General features: G+C 39.9%; 30 protein-coding genes and 2 pseudogenes. 26 read left to right on the top strand and 6 right to left on the bottom strand.

Annotated features, from left to right (window positions below; genetic code table 11):
* From NST39_RS03855 to NST39_RS03950, 20 genes and pseudogenes are all read left to right on the top strand, one after another.
* The gene (locus NST39_RS03855; RefSeq protein WP_341027180.1) at positions 1-501 is read left to right on the top strand and encodes a hypothetical protein; all 501 of its coding nucleotides are present in this window, start codon (positions 1-3) and stop codon (positions 499-501) included.
* Positions 501-851, top strand: coding sequence for a hypothetical protein (locus tag NST39_RS03860; RefSeq protein ID WP_341027181.1), 351 nt, complete (start codon positions 501-503; stop codon positions 849-851). The genes NST39_RS03855 and NST39_RS03860 overlap by 1 nt, the downstream gene beginning before the upstream one ends.
* Complete coding sequence (locus tag NST39_RS03865; RefSeq protein WP_341027183.1) at positions 844-1,323, top strand: phage neck terminator protein; 480 nt, start codon at positions 844-846, stop codon at positions 1,321-1,323. The genes NST39_RS03860 and NST39_RS03865 overlap by 8 nt, the downstream gene beginning before the upstream one ends.
* A gap of 4 nt (positions 1,324-1,327) precedes the next feature.
* Positions 1,328-1,957 (top strand): hypothetical protein, encoded by a 630-nt coding sequence (locus NST39_RS03870; protein ID WP_341027185.1) that lies wholly within the window; start codon positions 1,328-1,330, stop codon positions 1,955-1,957.
* Between the two features lie 18 nt (positions 1,958-1,975).
* Positions 1,976-2,362: a DUF3383 family protein gene (locus NST39_RS03875; protein WP_341027186.1), complete on the top strand. Its 387-nt coding sequence runs from the start codon at positions 1,976-1,978 to the stop codon at positions 2,360-2,362.
* Positions 2,363-2,376: 14 nt separating this feature from the next.
* A complete protein-coding gene (locus NST39_RS03880) occupies positions 2,377-2,778 on the top strand; it encodes a phage structural protein (RefSeq protein WP_341027187.1) in 402 nt (133 codons plus the stop codon).
* A gap of 91 nt (positions 2,779-2,869) precedes the next feature.
* Entirely contained in the window at positions 2,870-3,172 is a 303-nt protein-coding gene (locus NST39_RS03885; protein ID WP_126741376.1) for a hypothetical protein, read from the top strand.
* A gap of 22 nt (positions 3,173-3,194) precedes the next feature.
* A complete protein-coding gene (locus NST39_RS03890; protein WP_260856995.1) occupies positions 3,195-3,320 on the top strand; it encodes a hypothetical protein in 126 nt (41 codons plus the stop codon).
* Positions 3,321-6,950 carry a tape measure protein gene (locus NST39_RS03895; protein ID WP_341027190.1) on the top strand — a complete coding sequence of 1,210 codons (3,630 nt, stop codon included), beginning with the start codon at positions 3,321-3,323 and terminating at the stop codon, positions 6,948-6,950. It begins immediately after the preceding gene.
* On the top strand, positions 6,950-7,495 hold the full coding sequence (locus NST39_RS03900) for a LysM peptidoglycan-binding domain-containing protein (protein ID WP_341027191.1): 546 nt from the start codon (positions 6,950-6,952) through the stop codon (positions 7,493-7,495). Before NST39_RS03895 ends, NST39_RS03900 begins: the two co-directional genes overlap by 1 nt.
* 10 nt (positions 7,496-7,505) lie before the next feature.
* The gene (locus NST39_RS03905; RefSeq protein WP_341027192.1) at positions 7,506-7,856 is read left to right on the top strand and encodes a phage baseplate plug family protein; all 351 of its coding nucleotides are present in this window, start codon (positions 7,506-7,508) and stop codon (positions 7,854-7,856) included.
* The gene (locus NST39_RS03910; protein ID WP_341027193.1) at positions 7,843-8,838 is read left to right on the top strand and encodes a phage protein; all 996 of its coding nucleotides are present in this window, start codon (positions 7,843-7,845) and stop codon (positions 8,836-8,838) included. Before NST39_RS03905 ends, NST39_RS03910 begins: the two co-directional genes overlap by 14 nt.
* Positions 8,838-9,182, top strand: coding sequence for a Gp138 family membrane-puncturing spike protein (locus NST39_RS03915; protein WP_341027194.1), 345 nt, complete (start codon positions 8,838-8,840; stop codon positions 9,180-9,182). Before NST39_RS03910 ends, NST39_RS03915 begins: the two co-directional genes overlap by 1 nt.
* A complete protein-coding gene (locus NST39_RS03920; protein ID WP_341027195.1) occupies positions 9,179-9,541 on the top strand; it encodes a DUF2634 domain-containing protein in 363 nt (120 codons plus the stop codon). Before NST39_RS03915 ends, NST39_RS03920 begins: the two co-directional genes overlap by 4 nt.
* Positions 9,528-10,379, top strand: coding sequence for a baseplate J/gp47 family protein (locus tag NST39_RS03925; protein WP_341027196.1), 852 nt, complete (start codon positions 9,528-9,530; stop codon positions 10,377-10,379). Before NST39_RS03920 ends, NST39_RS03925 begins: the two co-directional genes overlap by 14 nt.
* The gene (locus NST39_RS03930; protein ID WP_341027197.1) at positions 10,372-10,905 is read left to right on the top strand and encodes a hypothetical protein; all 534 of its coding nucleotides are present in this window, start codon (positions 10,372-10,374) and stop codon (positions 10,903-10,905) included. Before NST39_RS03925 ends, NST39_RS03930 begins: the two co-directional genes overlap by 8 nt.
* A 157-nt stretch (positions 10,906-11,062) precedes the next feature.
* A complete protein-coding gene (locus NST39_RS03935) occupies positions 11,063-11,893 on the top strand; it encodes a glycerophosphodiester phosphodiesterase family protein (RefSeq protein WP_341027198.1) in 831 nt (276 codons plus the stop codon).
* An 80-nt stretch (positions 11,894-11,973) separates the two neighbouring features.
* Positions 11,974-12,186 (top strand): BhlA/UviB family holin-like peptide, encoded by a 213-nt coding sequence (locus NST39_RS03940; protein WP_034620157.1) that lies wholly within the window; start codon positions 11,974-11,976, stop codon positions 12,184-12,186.
* A 12-nt stretch (positions 12,187-12,198) separates the two neighbouring features.
* Entirely contained in the window at positions 12,199-12,462 is a 264-nt protein-coding gene (locus NST39_RS03945) for a phage holin (protein ID WP_341027200.1), read from the top strand.
* A 58-nt stretch (positions 12,463-12,520) separates the two neighbouring features.
* A pseudogene (locus NST39_RS03950) lies at positions 12,521-13,339 on the top strand (M15 family metallopeptidase).
* A gap of 88 nt (positions 13,340-13,427) precedes the next feature.
* Here the strand turns inward: NST39_RS03950 and NST39_RS03955 are convergent.
* Positions 13,428-13,721: a hypothetical protein gene (locus NST39_RS03955; protein ID WP_341027202.1), complete on the bottom strand. Its 294-nt coding sequence runs from the start codon at positions 13,719-13,721 to the stop codon at positions 13,428-13,430.
* 530 nt (positions 13,722-14,251) lie between these two features.
* Here NST39_RS03955 and NST39_RS03960 point away from each other — a divergent pair.
* Positions 14,252-14,500, top strand: coding sequence for a helix-turn-helix domain-containing protein (locus NST39_RS03960; protein ID WP_341027204.1), 249 nt, complete (start codon positions 14,252-14,254; stop codon positions 14,498-14,500).
* On the opposite strand, the gene NST39_RS03965 is transcribed toward NST39_RS03960, so the two are convergent.
* Together NST39_RS03965 and NST39_RS03970 are read right to left on the bottom strand one after the other, a co-directional pair.
* Positions 14,497-14,685 carry a hypothetical protein gene (locus NST39_RS03965; protein ID WP_341027206.1) on the bottom strand — a complete coding sequence of 63 codons (189 nt, stop codon included), beginning with the start codon at positions 14,683-14,685 and terminating at the stop codon, positions 14,497-14,499. The two genes, NST39_RS03960 and NST39_RS03965, sit on opposite strands and share 4 nt — an antisense overlap.
* Positions 14,686-15,211: 526 nt before the next feature.
* Positions 15,212-15,784, bottom strand: coding sequence for a hypothetical protein (locus NST39_RS03970; protein WP_341027208.1), 573 nt, complete (start codon positions 15,782-15,784; stop codon positions 15,212-15,214).
* Between the two features lie 652 nt (positions 15,785-16,436).
* Between NST39_RS03970 and NST39_RS03975 the strand changes: the two genes are divergently transcribed.
* Positions 16,437-17,411 (top strand): tRNA dihydrouridine synthase, encoded by a 975-nt coding sequence (locus NST39_RS03975; protein WP_283924220.1) that lies wholly within the window; start codon positions 16,437-16,439, stop codon positions 17,409-17,411.
* A gap of 107 nt (positions 17,412-17,518) precedes the next feature.
* Positions 17,519-18,376 carry an SMI1/KNR4 family protein gene (locus NST39_RS03980; protein WP_341027211.1) on the top strand — a complete coding sequence of 286 codons (858 nt, stop codon included), beginning with the start codon at positions 17,519-17,521 and terminating at the stop codon, positions 18,374-18,376.
* Between the two features lie 75 nt (positions 18,377-18,451).
* Here the strand turns inward: NST39_RS03980 and NST39_RS03985 are convergent, their stop codons facing one another.
* Entirely contained in the window at positions 18,452-18,823 is a 372-nt protein-coding gene (locus NST39_RS03985; RefSeq protein ID WP_111912194.1) for a hypothetical protein, read from the bottom strand.
* A gap of 183 nt (positions 18,824-19,006) precedes the next feature.
* On the opposite strand from NST39_RS03985, the gene NST39_RS03990 reads away from it, so the two are divergent.
* The gene (locus NST39_RS03990) at positions 19,007-19,444 is read left to right on the top strand and encodes an Rrf2 family transcriptional regulator (protein ID WP_044141568.1); all 438 of its coding nucleotides are present in this window, start codon (positions 19,007-19,009) and stop codon (positions 19,442-19,444) included.
* A gap of 64 nt (positions 19,445-19,508) precedes the next feature.
* Complete coding sequence (locus NST39_RS03995; protein ID WP_268452795.1) at positions 19,509-20,423, top strand: NAD(P)/FAD-dependent oxidoreductase; 915 nt, start codon at positions 19,509-19,511, stop codon at positions 20,421-20,423.
* A gap of 10 nt (positions 20,424-20,433) precedes the next feature.
* Here the strand turns inward: NST39_RS03995 and NST39_RS04000 are convergent, their stop codons facing one another.
* Positions 20,434-20,634 carry a hypothetical protein gene (locus tag NST39_RS04000; protein ID WP_113768246.1) on the bottom strand — a complete coding sequence of 67 codons (201 nt, stop codon included), beginning with the start codon at positions 20,632-20,634 and terminating at the stop codon, positions 20,434-20,436.
* 113 nt (positions 20,635-20,747) lie between these two features.
* Here NST39_RS04000 and NST39_RS19935 point away from each other — a divergent pair.
* Positions 20,748-21,395 (top strand): annotated as a pseudogene (locus tag NST39_RS19935) (DUF3885 domain-containing protein).
* Between the two features lie 33 nt (positions 21,396-21,428).
* Here NST39_RS19935 and NST39_RS04015 read toward each other — a convergent pair.
* Entirely contained in the window at positions 21,429-22,757 is a 1,329-nt protein-coding gene (locus NST39_RS04015; protein WP_106030038.1) for a 6-phospho-beta-glucosidase, read from the bottom strand.
* Between the last annotated feature and the right edge of the window lie 157 nt (positions 22,758-22,914).

Raw genomic sequence — 22,914 nt, forward strand, 5'->3', positions numbered from 1 at the left:
ATGGGGCGCATAAAGATCAAAGACAAAAATCGTATTCCGAAAGTGGTAAACGCACTTGGAAATGGCGAGAGAAAAGCAAGAGTGGGCGTTCTTGGAACAGGAAAAGAAGCTATGATTGCAGCTGTGCATGAATTTGGTACACGTATCACAGTGACGCCAAAGATGCGTGCATATCTTCATTCTCAAGGTCTGCATTTGCGAAAGGACACCACTCACATTGTCATTCCCGAACGTTCTTTTATTAGATCGGGATGGGATGAAAACGAGCGCGAAATCCTACGGAAGCTGGACAAATTTTTGCTTGAAGCTGTCCAAAAAGGAATCAGCACTCGAAACGTCATGAACTCTATCGGTCTTGAGACAAAGGGGAAAATACAAAAATATGCCCGTGATCTGAAGTCACCAGCAAACCAGTCATTTACCACTCAACAAAAAGGGTCATCAAATCCACTTGTTGATACAGGCGAGCTGATTGGTTCCATTGATTATGAGGTTCAGTGATGAGTCAGTTCAACTTTAAGAAACTCATAGACAAATATAGCGTGACTTTTGATCTTGTTGTGCAGAGTGAAGGAGACTACGACAATCTCGGACGATGGCAAGACGGTGAAGCCATAACCACAATGCAAAAAGGGGCGCTTGTTGTTCTACCTAGTCAATTAATCTATCAATCAGGTGGGCGCTTAACAACATTTGACCGCCAGCTGTATATTAACAAATCTGTGAAGATCCCACCGAAATCTAAAGTGATTTACAAAGGGAGCACATACCATGTTGAATCTATGAATCCTTTCGAGGATTACGCAGATTTCAATAGTTACATCTTAAAGGCGGTGGGCAGCTTTGATTGATTACGAGTCCATTATAAGCACGGTGATTGGTGTCATCAGAGATAGTACCGGTCACAAAGTGATTATGGAAAATGGAACAGGAAAGCAGCCTGCTTATCCTTTTTGCACATATACCATTACATCACCGTACATTCCCCAACATCGGGGAATTATCGAAGGTGATGCGATCACTGAAGATGTAGATATTTTCTTTTCGTTCACTTGGATTTCCGATGATGCTATTGAAGTGATTTCATTAACACAACAGACTGCTACGCTTTTGAAAACAATGAAGGCGAAGCAGGTTCTTTATGATAAGGGAATCGCGTTTATTCGAGCGGAGGGAACAGGTAACAGAGATACATTTATATCAATTGAAAATGAGCGTCGTCATGGCTTTGATGCACGGTTCAGAATACGAGTAACACATAACGGGGCAGAGTCAGAGTATTTTGATTCCGTCACCATAAATAACGAGAATATAGGAGGGTAATTACATGCCTTTATCAGACGTAAAAGTCAAAATTGATATTTTAAAGCCCACAACGCTTGTAGGTCTTGGCATTCCTTTGATTCTAGTGAAGAACACTAGCGCAACTGAAAGTGTTTATCGAGAATACGGGTCACTGGAATCATTAAAGCAAAACTACGGTGAAAGCACAGCTACTTACAAAAAGGCAGCGGCTATCTTTGCACAAGGTGACAATGCGCCGAATAAGGTCGCTGTGGCTTCGTTTGGGCACGAATTTGAGACAGGAGATACAGAGAACCCTAAACAGGTTTTCAGCGTTAGAAACGCGTTAGAAGAGTATTTTGACAAAGACTTTCATTTTGTATTACTGGCGGCTGTTAACGCAGAGGATCGCCTTGAGGCATCTAAATTCTTTGAAGAGAAGTCATATAAATTCCTTGTCTTGAAAGTGGCGTCATTTGACGAGCTTGAGCAATATACAGGGAAAGATCGGACCATTGTATTCCATCATCCACTTGTTGATGAGGAACCGGATGCCGCGCTTATCGGAGCAATTGCAAACAAGCCTGTCGGTTCTGTTACATGGAAGTTTAAGTCTCTCATTGGTGTCACACCACAAGACTACAAAGTTGATACTTTGGAAAACATCCACTAGGCGGGTGCCATTGCATTTGTGACTAAAGCTGGCCGCAATCAAACAAGCGAGGGTATTACAGCTTCAGGTGAATTTATTGACGTGCTACACGGCAAAGATTGGGTCAAGCTTAACATCGAGACTTCAATTCAAACCGCTCTAAGCACTACTGATAAAATCCCTTACACAAATGAAGGGTTCGCTTTACTAGAATCACAAATTATCAATGTTTTGGAAACAGCTTTTACAAACGGCATCATTGCACCTGACGAGGACGGACAGCCTGTCTATTCTGTTCAGTCTAAAGGAAGAAGCGAGATGACAGACGAAAACCGCAAAAACCGTGTGTATGACGGCTTATCGTTTAGATTTGAGCTTGCTGGAGCGGTTCACACAGCAGAAATCACAGGGGAAATCATTATTTAAAGGGGGCTTAATTAATGTCAGAAACTTACACATATAACCCAATGGATGTCACAACCACAATCGCAGGTAAAATAGTGACGGGGTTTTCAGAAGGAACAATGGTGTCAGCATCAAAAGATGAGGACAACTTTCAGGTGAAGATGAGCGCAAAAGGCGAAGCAAGTGTTGCGGTTACAAACAACATGTTAGGCACAATCACACTAACATTGTCGCAGGGGTCACCATTTGTTGCTTTGTTAAATCAATACGCAAACACAGCTAAACAATTCCCTATTTGGATTAAAAATAATGGAATGGTAAAAGAAACGATTGGAGGAACATCAGCAATGGTAAAGAAAAATGCTGATGCTGAGTACGGGGACGAAGTCGGAGACAGAGAGTTTGAAATTCAAGTCTTTGATTACACAGTGAAATAACATGGCTCAAAAAAAGAAAACGAACACACGAAAGCAGTCTGAAAAGGCTGCTTTTATTCATATGAACAAACCACTAAAGGAGAGAAAACCAATGGCAAAATTAGGCGAATCAAAAGAAGTAACAGTAAAAGGTGTCAAGTATACACTTGTTCATCCAGGAGTAAGAAAGGTAGTTCAATTGCAATCATCTGTAGCTGCTGGTGATGGCTCTATTAATTTAGATGCCTTGTATGACGGTTACATGAAACATGTAATTCACAGCCCTAAAGTAGATTGGTCTCATTGGGATGAGCAAGGATTGAAGGCCTTGCAGGAGGTCATGAACGAATGTGACACGTTTCTTACAGCGGAAGACGAAGAACAAGAACCACTACAAGAACAAAGCAAAGAATGAGTGGGACATGTGGCGGCTAGTGATGGAGCGAGTGATCAGTTTTGACGTTGCTAGATATATGACACCTGACGAGATTGCTGAAGCTAATGCCGCCCTTGATCTTTATATTGATGCGAAGAACAAAGCAAATCAGAAAGGAGGTAAATAGATGTCTCAACCTTTGCGGACCACCGCGATTGAACTGAAACTCATTGCTAACTCGAAACCATTGCAACAAATGAATACTCAAGTAAATAGTATGCTTAGTAGTATTCAGGGAGCAGATCGACCAATTCAAGCGATGAGTAATGGTCTTAACAATACTAGTCAGATTGCAGCTGGAGCAACTAGACAACTTAGGCTAGCGAACGGACAGGTTGTAAACCTAACTCGTGGAATGAGAACAGCGAGTCAAAGTGTCGCCTCAACAAACACCAATATCAACACAGCAAGCCGCAGTATAATGCGTTTCACAAGATCCACTGATACAAGTTCTAGAACAATTCGAGTTGCTAACAGTCAACTATCTGCTATGCGTACTAGACTTGAAGACAGCACAAGCAATGCAGGAGCACTTACCCAGCAAGTGAACCGTATGGGCGGTCAAGTGGGTGGACAGTTTCAACAGATGACACAAAGTGCATCGAGGTTAGGCGGAGTTTTTGGACGAATCCCATCATCAGTTAGTTCAATGTCTCGAAGCGTTGCCAATAGTGTTAAATCAGGTATCACAGCACCATTCAGAGAAGCAAAAACAGCTGTACAAGGCTATGCAGGAGCGCTGGGGCTGTTATCAGGTGGAGCTTTAGCCGCAACAGGTATGGGGCGTTTATCTGCAATCGAGCAAGCTAAAACCTCCTTATCTGTTCTGATGGGTGATGCGAAGAAGGCACAAAGCTTTCTTGATGACATGCTAACCTTTGCGAAAACAACACCATATGCCTTTACTGACATCGCAAATAGCGGTAGAAACCTTATTGCTTTTGGTATGAATGTTAAGAATGTAATACCAACAATGCAAGCTGTTGGGGATGCCGCTGCCGCAAGTGGTAAAGGTGCCGAAGGATTTAGGCAGATCAGTGATGCCTTTGGAGCAATGCAGGTATCAGGTACCTTGTCTATGGAAGAGATGAACCGTCTCATGGATGCTGGTATTCCTGCGCTTAAGATACTGGCAAACGAAACAGGTCAAGATGTTATAGATCTGAAAAAGGTCATTTCTAAAGGTGGTTTTGAGAGTGAAGAAGCCATCGCTGCGCTTGTAAAAGGGATGCAGAAAGGGACCAAAGGAGCAGCGGGCGAAACAGCAGCAATGGCCGGTATCATGAAAGATTCAAAAGATACGTGGGTCGGATCTGTTGATAGTATGAAATCATCTATCAGCTCGACAATGGCAAAGATTATGGAGCCTGCAAAGCCTCATATTCAAGCTGCAATGGGATGGTTTTCTACTCAATTTAGTAAATTGCCTGATGTTATTTTTGGCATTGGTAAAGTAATGCAACCAGTTTTCAATACAATTGGTTCTATATTTAAAAATATATCAGGTCCAGCCCAAACCGCTAAACAAGCGATTATGGGCGTATTTGGCGTTATGCAAGGTAAAGGCACAGGAGATCGTTTAGAAGGTTACGGCATATTGTCACAGCTTTTCCCTCCAAGCACGGTAGATATGATTGTTGGAGTAACAGATAAAGTGAAATCGGTTTTTGATACAGTTAAATCATCCATCGCTAGCGTATCGCCATATGTACAGGCTTTCATAAATAGTTTTGTTTCAACTATGAAAGGTATGGCACCAGTGTTTAGTACGATCTTTAATGGGATATTGTCAGCCGTTCAATTTATCGCGCCATACATAGGCCAAGCATTGGGCGGAGTGTTTAGCTTTTTAGCGTCCATAGGAAATCAAGTGTCGGCATTTTGGAAAGAAAACGGATCACAAATAGTCCAAGCACTTCAGAATGTCTTTAGTGTCTTACAAAAGGTGTTTGTGTTCTTGATGCCTGTAATCCTCTATATTGTTCAATCTGTGTGGGGAAACATTAAAGGGGTTATTACTGGTGCGCTTAATATCATCATGGGCGTTGTTAAAATCTTCACAGGTTTATTCACAGGAGATTTCGGAAAGATGTGGGAAGGAGTAAAGCAACTCTTTTTCGGTGCTATTGAATTTATATGGAATGGAATACAACTGCTTTTTGTAGGTCGCTTATTAAAAGGCATTTTAGGATTGGCTAATGGAATAAGAGCACTTGTATCAGGAATGTGGACAAGTGTTAAAAGCTTCTTCGTGAATGGTGCAACACACGCATCTAATGCCGTTGTGAATATGGGCCGGTTTATAATAAAAGGCTGGAGCTTTGTGAAAAATAACGTCGGCAGATTGGCTGGCGCTCTATGGGATCTAGTTAAGAAAAAATTTGGTGATATGGTTGCAGGAGCAAAAGCATTACCTGGTAAGATTGGTCAAGGTATTAAGTCGATGGCATCAAAAGCTGTCAGCGGTGTCAAAAGTCTTGGGAATATGCTAGCTGGAGCACTGGCAACCGCTGTGAACGGAGTAACGGGTGGTATTAACTGGGTGCTGGATAAGATTGGTTTGAAAGATGCGAAAATCCCAAAATGGAACCCGCCTAAATATGCGAATGGTACAAACGGACATCCGGGTGGTCCTGCAATTTTAGGGGATGGTGGTGGACCTGAATTATATAAAACACCGTCCGGCCATGTTGGGTTATCCCCGGGAACTGACACGCTGATGAACTTGCCAAAAGGAACACAGGTATTATCACATAAGCAAACGCTTGAAACTCTCGGAAATGTCCCGATGTATGGCGATGGAACAAAGGGAAACAAAAAAGGAAATGGATGGCTTGGTAAAGCTGTTGAGGGAGCAAAAAACGTTGTTGGAAAAGTGAAAAGCGCTGCTTTTGATGTGTGGGATTATATTTCTAATCCTACAAAGCTTATGAACAAAGCCTTTGAGATGTTTGGTGGGAAAGTACCTTCATTAGCTGGAGGTTTTGGTGATATAGCAAAGGGTTTATTCACTAAAGTAAAAGATGGCGCAATGAGCTGGGGAAAGAAAAAGATTGAGAGCTTCGGCGGTATGTTTGGCGGCGGTGGATCTGCTGCCGTAAAAAAATGGGTAGCTCAAGCTATTTCAATTAAAGGAATTAGTCCTAGCTATGCCGGGGCCTTACAAACCGTCGCGATGAAAGAGTCTGGCGGAAATCCAAATGTAGTAAACAATTGGGATAGCAACGCAAAGGCGGGGCACCCGTCACAAGGGCTTATGCAGTTTATCCCTTCTACATTTTCCGCATACAAAGAACCGGGTTATGGTAACATCAAAAACCCAGTTCATCAAATCATAGCGGCCATTAACTATCTTAATAGACGATATGGCGGCATCTATAACCATCCGGGCTTAAAATCAATGGCGCGCGGTGGTCCATATAAGGGATATGCAAAAGGTGGCCGTATCATTGGTGATCAATGGGCAATGGTTGGAGAGCAGGGTCCAGAGCTTATGCATTTGTCGGGTGGATCAACAATTTATAACAACCGTAGAACAAACAGCATGTTAAGTGACGCAGCTTACACACCTTCATCTAGTTCGACAACATATTCTAATGCTTCAAACAGTAATAGTTTTTCACCGACAGTTTATGTCCAAGTTTCTGGTGGTGCTTCATCTGGCAGCGAAAGCAGTATTAAGCAAGCTGTACAAGAAGCTCTTAAAGAAACATGGGAGAAACTGAATCCAATGTATGCGCCAGAGGGGGAATATTGATGGCGAAGCTAGGGAAAATCAAAATCGTCAATGAAAAGGAGTCAGATAATCCTGAAATAGAAGTGACATCATACCCTGTTGAAAAAGGCATTCCAATAACTGATCATGTACAACGAAAACCCGAAATCACTTCAATTTCGGGTTTTTTGCTGGGCAAAAATCCAAACAAAGACTTTGCGTATCTTAAAAAGCAGATGTATGCGGGCAAATTATTGAATTACACAGGTAGAAAAGTAGCGAAAAACGTTGTCATTACCAATCTATCCCGAGATATCGGGGAGTACAAAAATGGTTTTGCTATCTCGGTTGAGTTACAAGAAATCCGTATTGCAAAAAGCCCATTTGTAAAAAAGAAAGTGAAAGCAGCAGGGAAAAAGAAGAAATCAAATACAAAGAAGAAAAACGCTGTCTATCACAAAGTGAAGAAAGGCGAGACATACAGTCACATGAGAATGTGGTACGGTACGAGCCTATCACAGCTTAGAAAATGGAATAAGTACCCTGACCGCCGCATTCCTATAGGGGTCAAATTACGGGTGAAGTAGGGGGAGCAAAATGGCAACGAGAGACTATATTCCAATTGATATAGAAGACATTCCGCAGCAGTTTGAGATCGACTTAGCTGACAGCACTTTTGTTTTTCAAATCAATTATAACGAGACGGATGACAGCTATTCTATCGACCTTTATGACATGGATTTTGAACCTATTGTTTTAGGGGAGAAAATGATTTTAAATGTGCCGTTATGGGATGACATTATAGATGATCGTTTGCCAGCTCCTTCGTTAGTACCGTTAGACGAATCAAATACAGAAACTCGGCTTTCATCAGAAAACTTCATGAAAACTGTGTTTCTGTATATTGACGATGTTGGTGAGGAAGGTGAAGAAGATGGCGACGAATAATAACAAATTGTTATTCGGTCGTATTGTTAAAGTGACGATTGATAGCGGGTCTTATAAAGGAACCTTTGATTATAAAGATTTAGAAGTGAGGTTTGAAGTTCCGTTCGATGATGACGCCAAGCCGAATGAAACAAAGGTCGAGATTTTTAACCTAAGTAGCAGCACAATCAACAAGATCAAAAAAGGCGCTACTATGACCGTTCAGGCTGGGTATAAAAGCGACTTTGGGGTATTAGCCATCGGAAAGGTCACAAAGGTACTTACGAAGCGTACAGGGGTCGATAAAATCACTTCGATTTATATGAAAGAAGGCGACGATTACTCTCATATTAAGGTCGACCAAAAGACTGCTGATGCACCTGTAAAATATTACGCCAACAAACGGTATAAGCTAAAAAAACCGATAAAAGTTGAAACGAAAAAAGTGTACAAGTTGAAATCAGGTAAGACTTCTGTCCGCAAAAGCACAAGAACAATTAAATACAAAACAGTCCGTGAGGCGAAATACAGAAAACAATCCATGAAAATTACCTTTAAAAAAGGAACAACAGCCCGCACGATTATAAAGCGTTTGATCCGCATTCTTGATATAAAACTTGCGAAGCTGTCTCTTCCTAGAAATAAGGTATACAAAAAGGGTTACACCGTAACTGGATCAATAGAAAAAAAGCTAGAAGAAGTTGTGCGTGATTGTGGTGCCTCTCTGTATTACAGGCGTGGTCGTCTTGTTATCAGGTCGATCACAGAGGGGGACGATGAGCGGTTTGAGTTAAAAGAATCAACAGGTTTGCTTGACTCTCCTGAAGCGTTTGAGGATGAAAAGCTTAAAGGGTATTCGGTTAAATGCTTATTGCAGCACCGCATAACCACCGCTTCAATTATTATCATTAAGAGCAAAACGGCCAACGGAAAGTATCGTGTTAAAAAGGGTAAGCATGTGTTTGATGGGAACGATTTTTACACAGAAGCGGATGTGATCTAATGGCTTCAGATACGAATTTTTTCGATAATCTTATAAAAGGGATCAAGCATTCTATTCATGTTTGCGCTCCTGGTAGGGTCGTTTCTTACGATGCTACCAGTCATACGGCAGATGTAAAACCGCTCTTTATGACCGCTGACGACGACACTTTATATGAACAACCATTGATACAAGACGCCCTTGTGTTAAAGCATGTCGAGCAAGACATAAAGGTTGGAGCGATGGTATTTCTATCTTTTGCAGATAGGGCGCTTGATAATTTAACAAACAAACCTTTTGATCCTGATAGTACCCGAACACACGATATAACGGATGCTGTAGTGATTGGGGTGTATGACGGATGAAAACTTTAAAACTGGTTAATGGTGATCTTATTTTCAAAGATGGCGAACTAGAAATGATCGACGGAGACGAAGAGCTTGCTCAAGCCGTTGAAATGATACTGAAAACAAGACTAGGAGAATTTGAGCTAGATGAGTTTTTGGGTGTCGAGCGTGAAAACCTTCTTGGGAAAAATCTCGATGAAGAAGAAGCACAATATGACATTATCGAAGCTCTTTCACAAGAAAAACGTATTGCCACAGTAGAAGATATAGAATTTCAGTTTGATCGAAAAGTGCGCTCCAGTCGTATCAAACTGAAATTGATTAAAGAAGAAGACGGCCAAGAATTGGAGTTAGGAGGTGTTGATGTTGTTGAATGAGAACGGCTTCCAGCGAAAAACATATTCAGACATTGTAGACGAAATGGAAGATAAGGCAAAGGAACAGTTCGGGGAGGATGTAAATACATCAAGTAGGACACCTCTTGGAATCATCTTCAGAATCATAGCTTGGTTTTTAGCTGGTGTTTGGGACATCGCTGAAAGAGTATACAACAGCGGCTTCGTTAGTAAGTCTGAGGGAGTGCAGCTTGATAGATTAGGCAATAACAACGGAATTACAAGAGAACCGGCAAGCGAATCATACGCCACTCTTGAAATCACTGGTGAACCCGGTCACATCATTGAAGAAGAAACCCAGTTTGCAACGGAATCAGATATTTATTTTGAGGTACTTGAAGAAGCAACGATTGATACCAATGGAAAAGCTTTAGTCGATGTCATATCAGTCGATAAGGGCGCAATGAACAATGTGGCAGCTGATACGATCACTGTACAAGCTGAACCAACGGAAAATATCACGTCTGTGACCAATCCCGAAGCGGCCGCCGGAGGTTCCGATATTGAAATAGATTCGGAGTATCGTGCACGAATTAAAAGATCGGTAGAAGGTAGTTCAGCATCTACACACAGTGGGATCATTGCAGCATTAATTAAAACATCCGGGGTCCGTTCGGCTAATGTTGTAATGAATAACACAATGGAAGTAGATGCTGACGGTAATCCGCCGAAAAGTATTCATGCGTATGTGCTTGGAGGTATAAAAGAAGATGTGGCTGATTCACTTTTTAATAGTGTGGCGGCAGGCATTGAAACAGTAGGTAATCAATCTGTTGTCATTACTGATTCTCGGAAATTGAGGTGGTACATGTATGATTAAGGACTTAATCAATAAGCTGACCGATGCTTTTCAGAAAGATGAGAAGAGCAACATCGGAAAGCTTTTTTTAATTGTAGATGAACAGCTGACCGCAGCAAGGAAGACGCTGACTACCGCAGAAAAATGGCGTGATATAGATAACGCGAAAGGTCGCGGGCTTGATCTAATAGGTGACAACGTGGCACAAAATAGAGGAAGGGCCACAGATGAAATATACCGGGTCTTGATTCGTGGTAAAGTGGCGCGAAATATCTCCGATGGGACAACAAACCGCATTATAGAAGCTCTTGCAAAGACTTTGAATTGTGCATATGACGAGATCAATATATTCACAGTGAAAGAAGATAATGAAGATGAACCAGCTGGTGTGCGGGTTGCCTATATAAATCTTAATGGGACATTTAGCTTTTCATCTATTCCTGATGAAATTGAGACAAGTCAATTCGGGTTTTCATCTGATGGAACAGACGGTGGCACATTAGGTGGCATCTTTGAACCAGAGGATGATTATCCACTACCAATCTAATAAGGAGGGAGTTAAGAAAGCTATGCAATACAACGAAGTTACAATAGAAGAGTTAAGTGAAGGAGTAGATCATAGGCTGGTTACTCATATGCGATTTCAAGAAATAATCGGCGAAAAATTATTGCCCAGGTAAGTTAAAACATGGTAATGTGAGTTTATGAGAAAATTTCTTTTTATATCGTTAACTATTATTTTATTTCTTAATATGAATGCAGGTTGTAGCAATATAAGTGCCAAAATAATCAAATCGAAAGAATACTCACCTCTCAATATTGCGCATAGAGGGGCTTCGGAGCTTGAACCTGAACATACTATTAAATCTTATTCGAGAGCAATTAAGGATGGAGCCGATTTCATTGAAATTGATTTAAGGATGACTAAAGATGGAAATCTGGTTGCCCTTCATGATAAAGACGTGTCTCGTACAACTGATGGGAAGGGGAAAGTTGAAAATTTATCATTAAATCAAGTCAAAAAATTGCGAACCGAAAAAAATCAAAAGGTCTTAACTCTTGATGAAATTATCAAGAAGTACAGGAAATTAACGAATTTTTATATAGAAACTCGTGAAGATTCTAAAGGTAATTTGGTGATGGAGAAAAAGCTGATCAATATGATGAAGCGATATCGTTTAATAGAAAATCAACAAGTTATCATTCAGTCATTTAGTGCGAAAAGTTTGAGAAAAATTAGAAGACTCAATACAGAAGTTCCTATTGTTCAACTGATTCGGACCTCGGATGCGAAGAAGTTACCTAAAAGAATTAAAGAATATAAAAAATACGCCAATGCAATTGGAATTAGTTCTCACATATTGACTGAAAAAGAAGTGGAAATGATTCATAATGAGAAGATGGAGGTTCATACATTCTTTCTTATTGAATTAGAGAAGAAAGAAACAGAGAGAATGATTGAGCTTAGAGTCGATGGTATGTTCACTAACAACCCAGCGTATTTAAAAAAATTACTTGATGAACAAAAATCATAAATATCTTAACACCTCAATAAATGAGGTGTTTTTATTTTGCCTTCTTTAAGGGGGTGGACAAAGTGAGGTAGGTGAGTATGGTGGAAATGGATTTGGCACAGTATTTGATGACACAAGGACCCTTTGCGGTTCTTTTTTGTTGGGTGCTGTTTTACGTATTAAACACAACAAAGGAACGAGAAAACAAGCTCAATGAACAAATCGAAGCGCAAAATGATGTGTTAGCAAAGTTTAGTGAGAAGTATGACGTCGTGATCGACAAGCTCGACAAAATTGAACGGAATTTAAAATAGGAGGAATCATTTATGAAAACATTCGACAAAGGTACTGTGATTCGCACAGTGCTTCTTTTTATGGCATTGATCAACCAAACGTTAATTCTATTTGGCAAGCTAATCTTGCCGATCAGTGAGGATCAAGTCACTTCGTTGGCTGAGACATTGTACCTTGCTGGCTCAATGATCTTTACAATCGTAACAACCCTTTTAGCGTGGTTTAAAAATAACTATGTTACCGAAAAAGGAAAAAAACAAAAAGAAATTCTGAAACAAAAAGGACTTTCAAAATAAACGGCTGCCATTAGGCGGCTTTTTTTGTTTTTAAAAATGAATTCAGAGGAGAATGAACATGGCTGAAAAAATTGGATTACAAACTCTTATAGATCGTTCGGTTAGGAATATGGGTGCTGGCATTCACAGTGTTGTAAAAGTAAGTGCAATTGAAATGATCAAGCGAGCTTATAAAGAAGGCATCTATGTACAGATTACTTCTGGCTACCGTTCGTTTGCAGAACAAAACAAGCTTTACGCTCAAGGTCGTACCGCTCCTGGGAAGATTGTTACCAATGCTAAGGGTGGTCAATCAAATCACAACTATGGTTTAGCGATTGATTACGTTCTATTAAGTACGGATGGAAAAAAAGCGCTTTGGACAGTTAACGAGAAATGGCGCCGAGTAGCGCAAATCGGTAAATAACTAGGGTTTTCATGGGGGGGAGACTGGAAGAGCTTTAAAGATTACCCACACCTTGAAATGATGGGAGGTTTGACTTTATCACAGCTTCAAGCGGGTAAGCGTCCTGTCTTGGTGTCATTTTTATCAAATAAAGTTTCTGCAAAACCAATCAAGACAACGCCGGTTAAATCATCACCATCAAAAAGCACAGTTAAGCCTAAAACAACTTCTAAAAAGACATATAACCTACCTGCTGGCATTCTAAAAGTTACAAAGCCTCTTACGAAGGGAGCGGGAGTAAAAGCCGTACAGGAAGCCCTAGCCGCTCTTTTCTTCTATCCTGAAAAGGGAGCAAAAAACAACGGCGTTGATGGATATTACGGACCGAAAACAGCGGATGCGGTCAAGCGGTTTCAGCTTATGCATGGGCTTGCTGCTGACGGCATTTACGGGCCGAAGACTAAAGCGAAGTTAGTTAAGCTATTAAAGTGATCAATACTAATAAGTGAAATTAGGTTGAACTCTTAAACAAGAATAAAAAACAAGCAGAGACTTTTTCTGCTTGTTTTTTGATATTATTTCAATCTTCATTCTCTGGCTTTTGATTTTCATAAACATAACAAGTACCTTTTATTATATTTATACATTTATAAATCTCATAAGTACTTCTACCTTCACTATCTCTCATATAAACGGTTACTGTCTTGTTGTTTGAATTGTAATCAAATTGTTCTACAGGAAAGTCGAATGTTTTGTTTCGAATAGCTGTTAAATTATCTGGAGTTACTGCTGCACTCGCTGCTTGTCCCCCTGATATAAGTAAGACACCAGCAAGAGCAAGATTACCTAAGGCTTTCTTAATTTTGATTTTCATTTTAAAATCCCCCTAAAGTAATATTTATTGGTCAATACAACCAACAATAACCAAATATTAACATAAATAATATGAGAGAAATGTAATTTATTGTCGAATTTTAAAAATATTTTATTTTCTTGAGAAAAAGAGATGATTTTATACCTTAACTATATACATAAGTCTATAGTTAAGGTATAATAAATATAGGAGGTGAGGAAATGCTAGACAACATGATAAAAGTCCTTCAAATCATCTTTTACGTTGCATCTATAGCGTGGATTGCCCAACAATCACACGACGCAAACAAAGATAATAAGAAGGACTAACACTGGGGAAGCGAGTTAATCGCTCGCTTCTCAATATAATTATAACCAGTCTAGCATATAATATGAACCAAAAACAATTGATCTTCTTTATGATCCTCTTGAGCGCAGCTTCAATTGTAACGCGTTCAATATGGACAAATACTTTCACAACGGTAATCATGGCCGCTTTAATACTTGCAACGCTTTTTGTAATCATCAAAGATGTAGTAAGGAGCAGATAACATGGAATATCATTTGAAGAACCGGCAGCAGGTTGAGGACTTTATTCAAAATGAGGTCCTCACCTCATCTGAAGCACAGGAGATTTTAAAAATAAACAAGCAGCGCATGAGTAAGTTACATACAGATGGTCGAGTAAGTCCGATAAAAAAAGTGGGTAAAACTGTTTTATTCTTAAAGTCAGATATTGAGCAGCTGAAAAAAGAATTAAAAGAAGGGCGGAAGAAATACCGCCCATATGAAGAAAATTAAAACTTCCATTCTCTCTTTACTTTATCCCATTTTAATTCTTCTTTTGACAGCATATTATGAACCGCTTGCCTGATGGTATATTCATTTTTGCCTGTTTTTCTTTTAAGGTCATCCATTGAGGGGTTCTTTCTGAATCTGCTCATGTTGTAGATGATGCGATATATTTTCCTTTCGAGATCAGTCATACTCTCACCTCGAACACATTTTAACAGAATATTTGTTCGGTGTCTAAATGTGCTGTATAATTAGAGTATACGGTTTACCCGCGGAAACGGGATTTTTAAAAATTCGTATATTTCAATGATTAACTTCTTCTTAATATTACTCACACCTTGGCCGCCCAAAAGGACGGCTTTTTTTGACCACTGACCACATAAATGACCACATTTGATCTAAAAGTTTGCGAAAGTTTACGAACGTATATTCTCATATGTGATTATTAAAATTTTTGTTCATACTGGTTGCGAAGGTCGAAAAATGTTGACGAGGAAGATGTTTAATACGAGTCATGTGGAGTGTGTGGCAAGTCTTGTGATTAATCAATAATGGAGATGTCCCGATTTCGTGAAAAATATCGATATCGGGATATTTTTATTTTTGCTCCCCCTCCGTTAGAATGAAAAATTCGCTTGAAATTCTATTAAAGTAAAACTCTATAGACATATGAATATAGATAGAAAAAGCTATGAAATGAATAAAACCCCTTCTCCATTAATGGATGGGGGGTTCTTCTTCTATGTTCTGATTTTTTTGATCAAGTGCAGAGGATATGATATCAAGTCCGATGTATAAAAAGCTAACAAAGAAAGATAAAATTAATACCCCATTTCCCCATATAGAAACTTCAACTATCTCCATATTTAGTACATATTTAATTGAAAAGTAAATAAGAGCCCACGAAGCAAAAAATTCTAAAATATAAGTTATCCATTTTGGGACCTTCAACAAAAAAGTGATTCCTTTCCCTATAAATAAAACGATAAATGACCAAAAAATCACTATGATGCTAACTAACAACGAGAAGGTAATCAAAGAAAATAATGAATCATAAGTGATGTATTCACCGAAAAGAAAATTTACTCCCAATGATACTAGGTAAAGCATAGCAGTTGGAAGGACAATAACTAAACTTAGGGAAAAAAATATAAGTAAAATAAGAAGAACGGCAGCAATAGCGCCAGGGGCTTCATCTACAACGTTTTTCTTTCTTAAAAAAGTATAGAGTATGATAGACACTAAAAGGAGTATTAAAAAAGTCAATGAAATCACGTAAGAAAAAGACATGAAGACCCTCCATAAAAAAGCGCTATTAGAAAACTAATAGCACTTATTGATTATTTAAAGAAGATTAATAATGAATTTTGCCAAAGTTTTAGCAACATCTCTAGGCGCACCCATTTTAATAAAAGCTTTTATGAATTGTTTTTCCGTTTTCTGATCCAAGCAGCAGCTTTTATGAAAATCACTTTTATCTATGCGATACACAAAAATTGTAACAAAAACCATACTAAGAATGAATTGTATGTTAGTACTGTATTTTATCAGTTTAACAATTTTTTCTGTGTTATTCGCTGCCGGTTGGTCACTTGATAAAATCATTACTTCTAATACTTATCATGTAACAGAAAAGGCAATTACAATTTAAAAAGCCCCTGCATAGGGCTTTTTTTATTTGAATATCTTTTTTATTAGTTTGCCAGATGCATTACCTGCTGCCCGTCTGACACGTTTACTAGTAGTACCTTTTTGAACAACGTTTACGTCTTCTCAAATTTTTGATATTTTATAAAGTGCTGATAGCATTTTGTTAATGTTCATTTTATGCTCCTTTTGCGTTGAATCCTTACTAAAGTATATAATGATAAAAATTGCTGAAAGACTTTATAGAAGGACAAGCCCTATAAGGCGCTATGTCATGAGAGGAATTGGATGAAAGATGAGTGAAAATTTCTGGCGTGATTTACCACGACCATTTTTTATATTAGCACCTATGGAAGAAGTGACAGATGTTGTGTTTCGTCATGTTGTGAGTGAGGCGGCGAGACCGGATGTGTTTTTCACAGAGTTTACGAACAGTGAGAGCTATTGCCATCCTGATGGTATTCAAAGTGTGAAAGGACGTTTAACCTTTACAGAGGATGAGCAGCCGATTGTTGCTCATATTTGGGGGGACAAGCCTGAAAACTTTAGACAAATGAGCATTGGCATGGCGGAATTAGGATTTCAGGGGCTTGATATTAATATGGGCTGTCCTGTTCCGAATGTCACACAAAACGGGAAGGGCAGTGGCTTGATTCTTCGCCCAGATGTTGCGGCAGAGCTGATTCAAGCGGCAAAAGCTGGAGGATTACCAGTCAGCGTCAAAACAAGACTTGGTTTTACAGAGGTCGATGAATGGCGCGGGTGGCTCAGACACATATTGGAGCAAGACATTGTGAACTTATCGATCCACCTTCGTACTAGAAAGGAAATGAGCCAGGTGGATGCACATTGGGAGCTCATTCCTGAGATTATAAAACTTCGTGATGAAGTGGCACCTGATACGCTTTTGACGATCAATGGTGATATTCCTGATCGTCAAACAGGCTTAAAGCTCGCTAAGCAGTATGGAGTGGACGGTGTGATGATTGGGCGCGGGATTTTCCATAACCCATTTGCTTTTGAAAAAGAGCCGAAGGAGCATACGAGTGATGAGCTGCTAGGTCTTTTAAGATTGCATCTTGATCTTCATGATCAATATTCCTCATTAGGCTTGCGTCCATTCAAGGCGTTACATCGTTTCTTTAAGATTTATGTAAAAGGATTCAGAGGAGCGAGCTTCCTAAGAAACCAATTAATGAACACATCATCAACAGATGAAGTGCGTGCAATGCTAGATGAATTTGAAGCGAGAAATCAAGAACAATCATGATGAGAAAGAGGAGGGGAAGCCCTTCTCTTTTTTCTATGAATAGGTCTATTAAACTAGTGGCTCTAAATGGTAAAATGAGATAGAAATAACAATTGGAGGTATTTTATTTGAAACCATTTTGGGATACAGACATAGAAAGTGAAGAGACATTTAAGAAAATCAATGAGAAAGGCATTGCAAAAGCGGAAAAGAAGCTAGGCGTCACATTGCCTGATACATATAAAAAACTGATTCTTGAACAAAATGGCGGGTATACCCTGCATAACGCTTTTCCAACGGACCAGCCGAATGGATGGGCAGAGGATCATGTGTCATTTGATCATTTAAGAGGAATTGCCAAAGGCGAAGGCATTATGGATAGTGATTATTTAATAGAAGAATGGGAATTGCCTGAGGGACTTGTGCTCATTTGTGGGGATGGTCATACGTGGATTGTATTGGACTATAGAGAAACAAAGGAACATCCACCGGTTCATTACTTTGATCTAGAATATGAGACAGATTTCAAATTAGCAGATTCGTTTGATGAACTGATTGCGGGGCATTATACCGCAGAGGATAGTGAAGAAGATGGGATGTCAGATGAAGAGTGGCAGGCTGAATATGAAAAGCAGAATAAACCATTATCAAAAGAAGAAGTGAAAGAAATATTGAAGACTCGACACTCTGAGGCACTTCAGAATATTGTATTTTTTCATGTAGAACAAATTGATGATATCAAGTGGTTTTTTTCAGAAGTAGAAACTTTTATGAACTCCATTCAAGACGAAAATATGTTAGTAACTGCTGGCTGGGCGCTTAGTACGATCCTTACACTGAATGCTGTGGTGATTAAGCAGAATGACGATGTTTATCAAAGTGCACGTCGTTTTGCGGAGCAATTGAATCACTCAAAAATAGAGGAAATGCATGAAATTGCTTTTAATATATCATTATGGTTGGAATTTGATTTGGAAGAGCAATAAGAATATCTATTTAATATAAAAAACCTTTTAAATTATTAAAAAGCCCCCTTAACCAACAAGGGGGTCATCAATTCCTTACTCCGCACTCTCCACAACCTCACGGCTATCCTCTGTTTCACCAATATAAATAGGACCGTTTGCGTGGTCGAGTCGGATTGGCCATTCGTATGGAACTTGAAGTCGTCTAGCGATGGCTCTCCAGAATTTTGTTGAATCCAATTCGAATTCTTGGAAGTCTTTTAATAAGTCTTTGTAAGACGAGCCATCAAATTGAATGAACATATCTTGAAGGCGCATGAACGCGACATGTCTTACTTCTAATGCTGCCGCAGCTTCCATTTCTTCTTCTGTTGCTTCACCAATGATTGTTCCTGCGGGTGGAAGCATGTCGTATACATTAAATTCCTCTTCTTCTTCGTGTGCTGCATTGTGCTGTTGATCTGACATTTCTCTTCACTCCTTCTAGTTTTCATCAAAATTTGATTCGTGCTTACCTCTATTATCGGAAGAAAATGCGAAATGTGGAATGAAAAAAGAAGCAGATCCACAATACTTGCTTTTTCTTCTTGAATCTTTTATAATCTATTACAGATATAAAAGGTCTATAATAGATAGAAAGGAAATCATCTGATGAAATATTCTAAAGCAACCAACTATGCACTTCATACGATGGTATTTTTAACTCTTGCACCAAAGGGGAAAGCAATAGGCGTTGAGCCTCTCGCCAAGATGCAAGACCTTTCACCCACCTATTTATCCAAAATTTTAACAAAGCTTGTGAAGGCAGGATTGATTGAATCAACACCTGGCGCAAAAGGTGGTTACACCATTATGAAAAAGAAGGAGGACATTTCATTTTTAGACGTCATTCAGGCGGTAGAAGGTCAAACTAATTTATTTCGTTGTTCCTTAGAACATGATTCTTTCATGCCTCATGATGACTGTTTGATTGAACAGGTCATGCAGGATGTTGAAACGAAAATGCAGGAGACGTTAAGTCAAAAGCGGTTAGTTGATATCGCAAGCCAAATTGAGCAGACAAAAAAAGATCCATTTTTCAACATGTGATTTTTTTGAACCAATTATAGATATTAAGAGTCTTTAAAGTCTTGAATAAAAAGGAGAGATTGACATGTTATTAGATTGTGCCATTATCGGAGGAGGGCCAGCCGGATTAAGCGCAGCACTTGTTGTGGGGCGGGGCAGAAAACAGGTCATTTTATTCGATGACGAGATGCCAAGAAATCGAGTGACTCAGGAATCACATGGATTTATTACAAACGATGGAATGACACCGTTTGAGATCAGACAAGCGGGAGAAGCAGATCTTCAAAACTACCCCAATATCCAAATCAAACGAAGTAGAATGGTCGAGATACAAAACAATGAGGACAACTTTGCGTTACTGACACAAGAGGGAGAAAGGTTCGAAGCGAAGAAAATCATATTGGCAACAGGGCTAAAGGATATACTGCCAGAGATCAAGGGGATTCATGAAGTGTATGGAAAGACGTTGTTTAGCTGTCCTTTCTGCGATGGCTGGGAGCTAAAGGACAAGCCGCTTGCTCTCATTGCTGAGAATCCACGCGCCTTGCATATGGCTAAACTTCTTTCCAATTGGACAAAGGATTTGATCGTGTTTACGAATGGGCAGCAAGTGTTTGCTGAAGAGGAGAAGGCATTGCTATCAGCACATTTTATTCAAGTCATTGATGTACCGATTATGTCAATTCATCATGAGAATGGACAAATGCACTCTCTTCACCTTGCGAATGGGGAAACGGTGAAAAGAGAAGGCGGATTTGTCGCAAGTGAATTCAAGCAGTCAGCTCCATTTGCTGAAAGTCTGGGCTGTCAAATGACGAAAAATGCCGGCATTGAAACAGATATTCTTGGACGTACAACAGTCAGCGGTGTCTTTGCATGCGGTGACAATTTAGGCGGCCCTGCTCAGCTTGTCCTTGCAGCAGCAGCTGGAAGCCAGGCAGGAATGGGCGTTATCCATGAACTTGTGCAGGAAGAATTTCAACAAAAAACATCTCTATGAAAAGAGATGTTCAGCGATGAACGGTTTTCCGTTTTGCTAAAACGTGAGCTGCCCATTCAAAAAGTGCGTAGATGACAAAGAAGATCAGGATCCAGCTGCTAGCATCGATCCATACGTTGGTGATATGAATGATGTTCGCCTGATCAAGTCCAGCCTGTATCCACATAGTGATCAATGCGGTGAGGAACACCTGTAAAAACCATTTTTTCAATTGGTCACACCTCCATCTCTTTCTATCATATAAGAAATGACAGTTTATTTCCAATTGTATTTCCATCAATTTCAACGGTAAAATAAGAAATAAAACCAATGGAAGGACATGACATGAGCGATCAAACCAATAGCTTTTTAAAAAGTCATTTTCCTGATCTTGTCCTCACGCCGCCACTTTTTTATGGGTGGCCTTTTGGGCTACGCTTTGAAGTGGCAGATTGGTCATTAGGAAAGAAATCGGTTGTATTAGAAAAAGCGGGGGATCGTGCTTTAGAAATTGTGAGATATGCTTTTGATCCAGAAGACGATATTCTGTTTGTCACGGATGTCTATACGCAGCATGAACATGAATTAATGAAGCAAAAGCTCCTAGTTTATCAGAAATATGTTCGCCGGCAAGTACGCAATCGCTAGCGTCACGAGCTTTTGACCTATGTAAGACCAGAACTAGATGAGCCCCTGACATTGGAGAGATTTACCTTGTCTTGCCAGCTGCAAGATATACGATTACACCCACTTCTACAAGCCATGTGCCAGGAGGATTTCTATGCACCGAATCAAATCATGAAGGGGAAGCTTGATTATGAAATCTATTTGATCAATCTCTCTAAACAGATGATTTTCCACTTATATGATGATCGAGGCTGTGATCTTATTGCGGCAGATGCTGAGCGCCTTCGGCCAGTCTACGAGGGCTTACAGCACTGGCTATTAGACTATGATCGTGCTCAGATGGACAGGCTGTTTGCAAAGAAATAAGAAAACCGCACTTTTGACAAGTGCGGCTTCTTTTTATGCTTCTACTTTATTGAAGAACTGTGGTAAATATTCTTTGTGTGCTTCTAGCATTTCATCTAGGATGCTTTTTGCAATGGCATCTGATGGGACGAGCGGGTTGATCGTCATTGCGACAAGTGCTGTGTTGTAATCTCCTGTCACGGCTGCTTCAGCGGCAACACGTTCAAAGGATTTAATTTGAGAAATCAGTCCTTTGACTGCGACTGGCATTTCGCCAACAGCGATTGGTTTAGGACCGTCTTTTGTGATGACGCAGTTCAGTTCTACAGCAGAATCATTTGGAATGTCACTGATGGCACCATTGTTGATGGTATTGACAGGCTGAATATCATGCTTGTCGTTATAAATCGATGCAATCAAGTTACAAGCGGCATCACTGTAGTAGGCACCGCCTCGTTTTTCAAGCTGTGGCGGCTTGATATCAAGATCAGGGTCTTTGTAAAGCTCAAACAGGTCATTTTCTAGTGCACGAACGACTTCTGCACGAGTTCCCTCATTCTCTGCTGCTTTCTTTTCTTCAGCCAGCATATCACTTGTTTTGTAGTAGTAGCGGTGATATGGACATGGAATAACGCCAAGCCCTTTTAAGAAATCAGCATCCCACGGAATGGCATGAATGTTGTTCATCGACATCGTGGAGTTTGGATCTGCCATGTCTTCGATGACTTGATCCATGATACTTTTGCCATCTAAGAATACATTGAGTCCAAAGACCATATGGTTTAATCCAGCAAAGCTGACCTCGACTCTGCTTGCGTCGACATCAAGCCCTTTGGCAATTCCCATGCGAATGCCGATTGGCACGTTGCATAAGCCAACGACTTTGCGATGGTTTGAATAGCGAAGTACGGCTTCTGTAACCATACCAGCTGGATTTGTGAAGTTCACAAGCCATGCATCTGGGCATAGTTCTTCAATATCTTTCACAATATCCAGAATCACTGGAATGGTGCGAAGCCCTTTGAATAGACCTCCTGGACCATTCGTTTCTTGACCAATGACATCATATTTTAAAGGAATGCGTTCATCCTTCATACGTGCTTCAAGAAGTCCGACACGGAATTGTGTTGTGACGAAATCAGCGCCCGCAAGCGCTTTCCGGCGATCTAATGTTAAATGAACCTCGATTGGAAGTCCTGACTTTTTCACCATTCGTTTTGCAAGATCTCCGACGATTTCAAGCTTTTCTTTTCCCGCTTCAATATCGACAAGCCAAAGTTCGCTAATCGGAAATTCATCGTACCGTTTAATAAATCCTTCTACAAGCTCTGGTGTATAGCTTGATCCTCCGCCAATTGTGACAACCTTTAATCCTTTTGCCATGTTCTGCACCTCCGAATAATGTAACGCGCAATGTTATAATAGAGAAAAGCCAATTTTTTGTTTGTACATCTATAGCTTATCGTGAGAGCATCTCGTGCGTAAATGACTTCAGCGTCTTTAGGCAAGGGTGCCCTATTTAGAGATTTGTTACATAAAA

This window comes from Bacillus sp. FSL W8-0645 (genome assembly GCF_038007905.1).
Lineage (GTDB): Bacteria > Bacillota > Bacilli > Bacillales > Bacillaceae > Bacillus > Bacillus pumilus.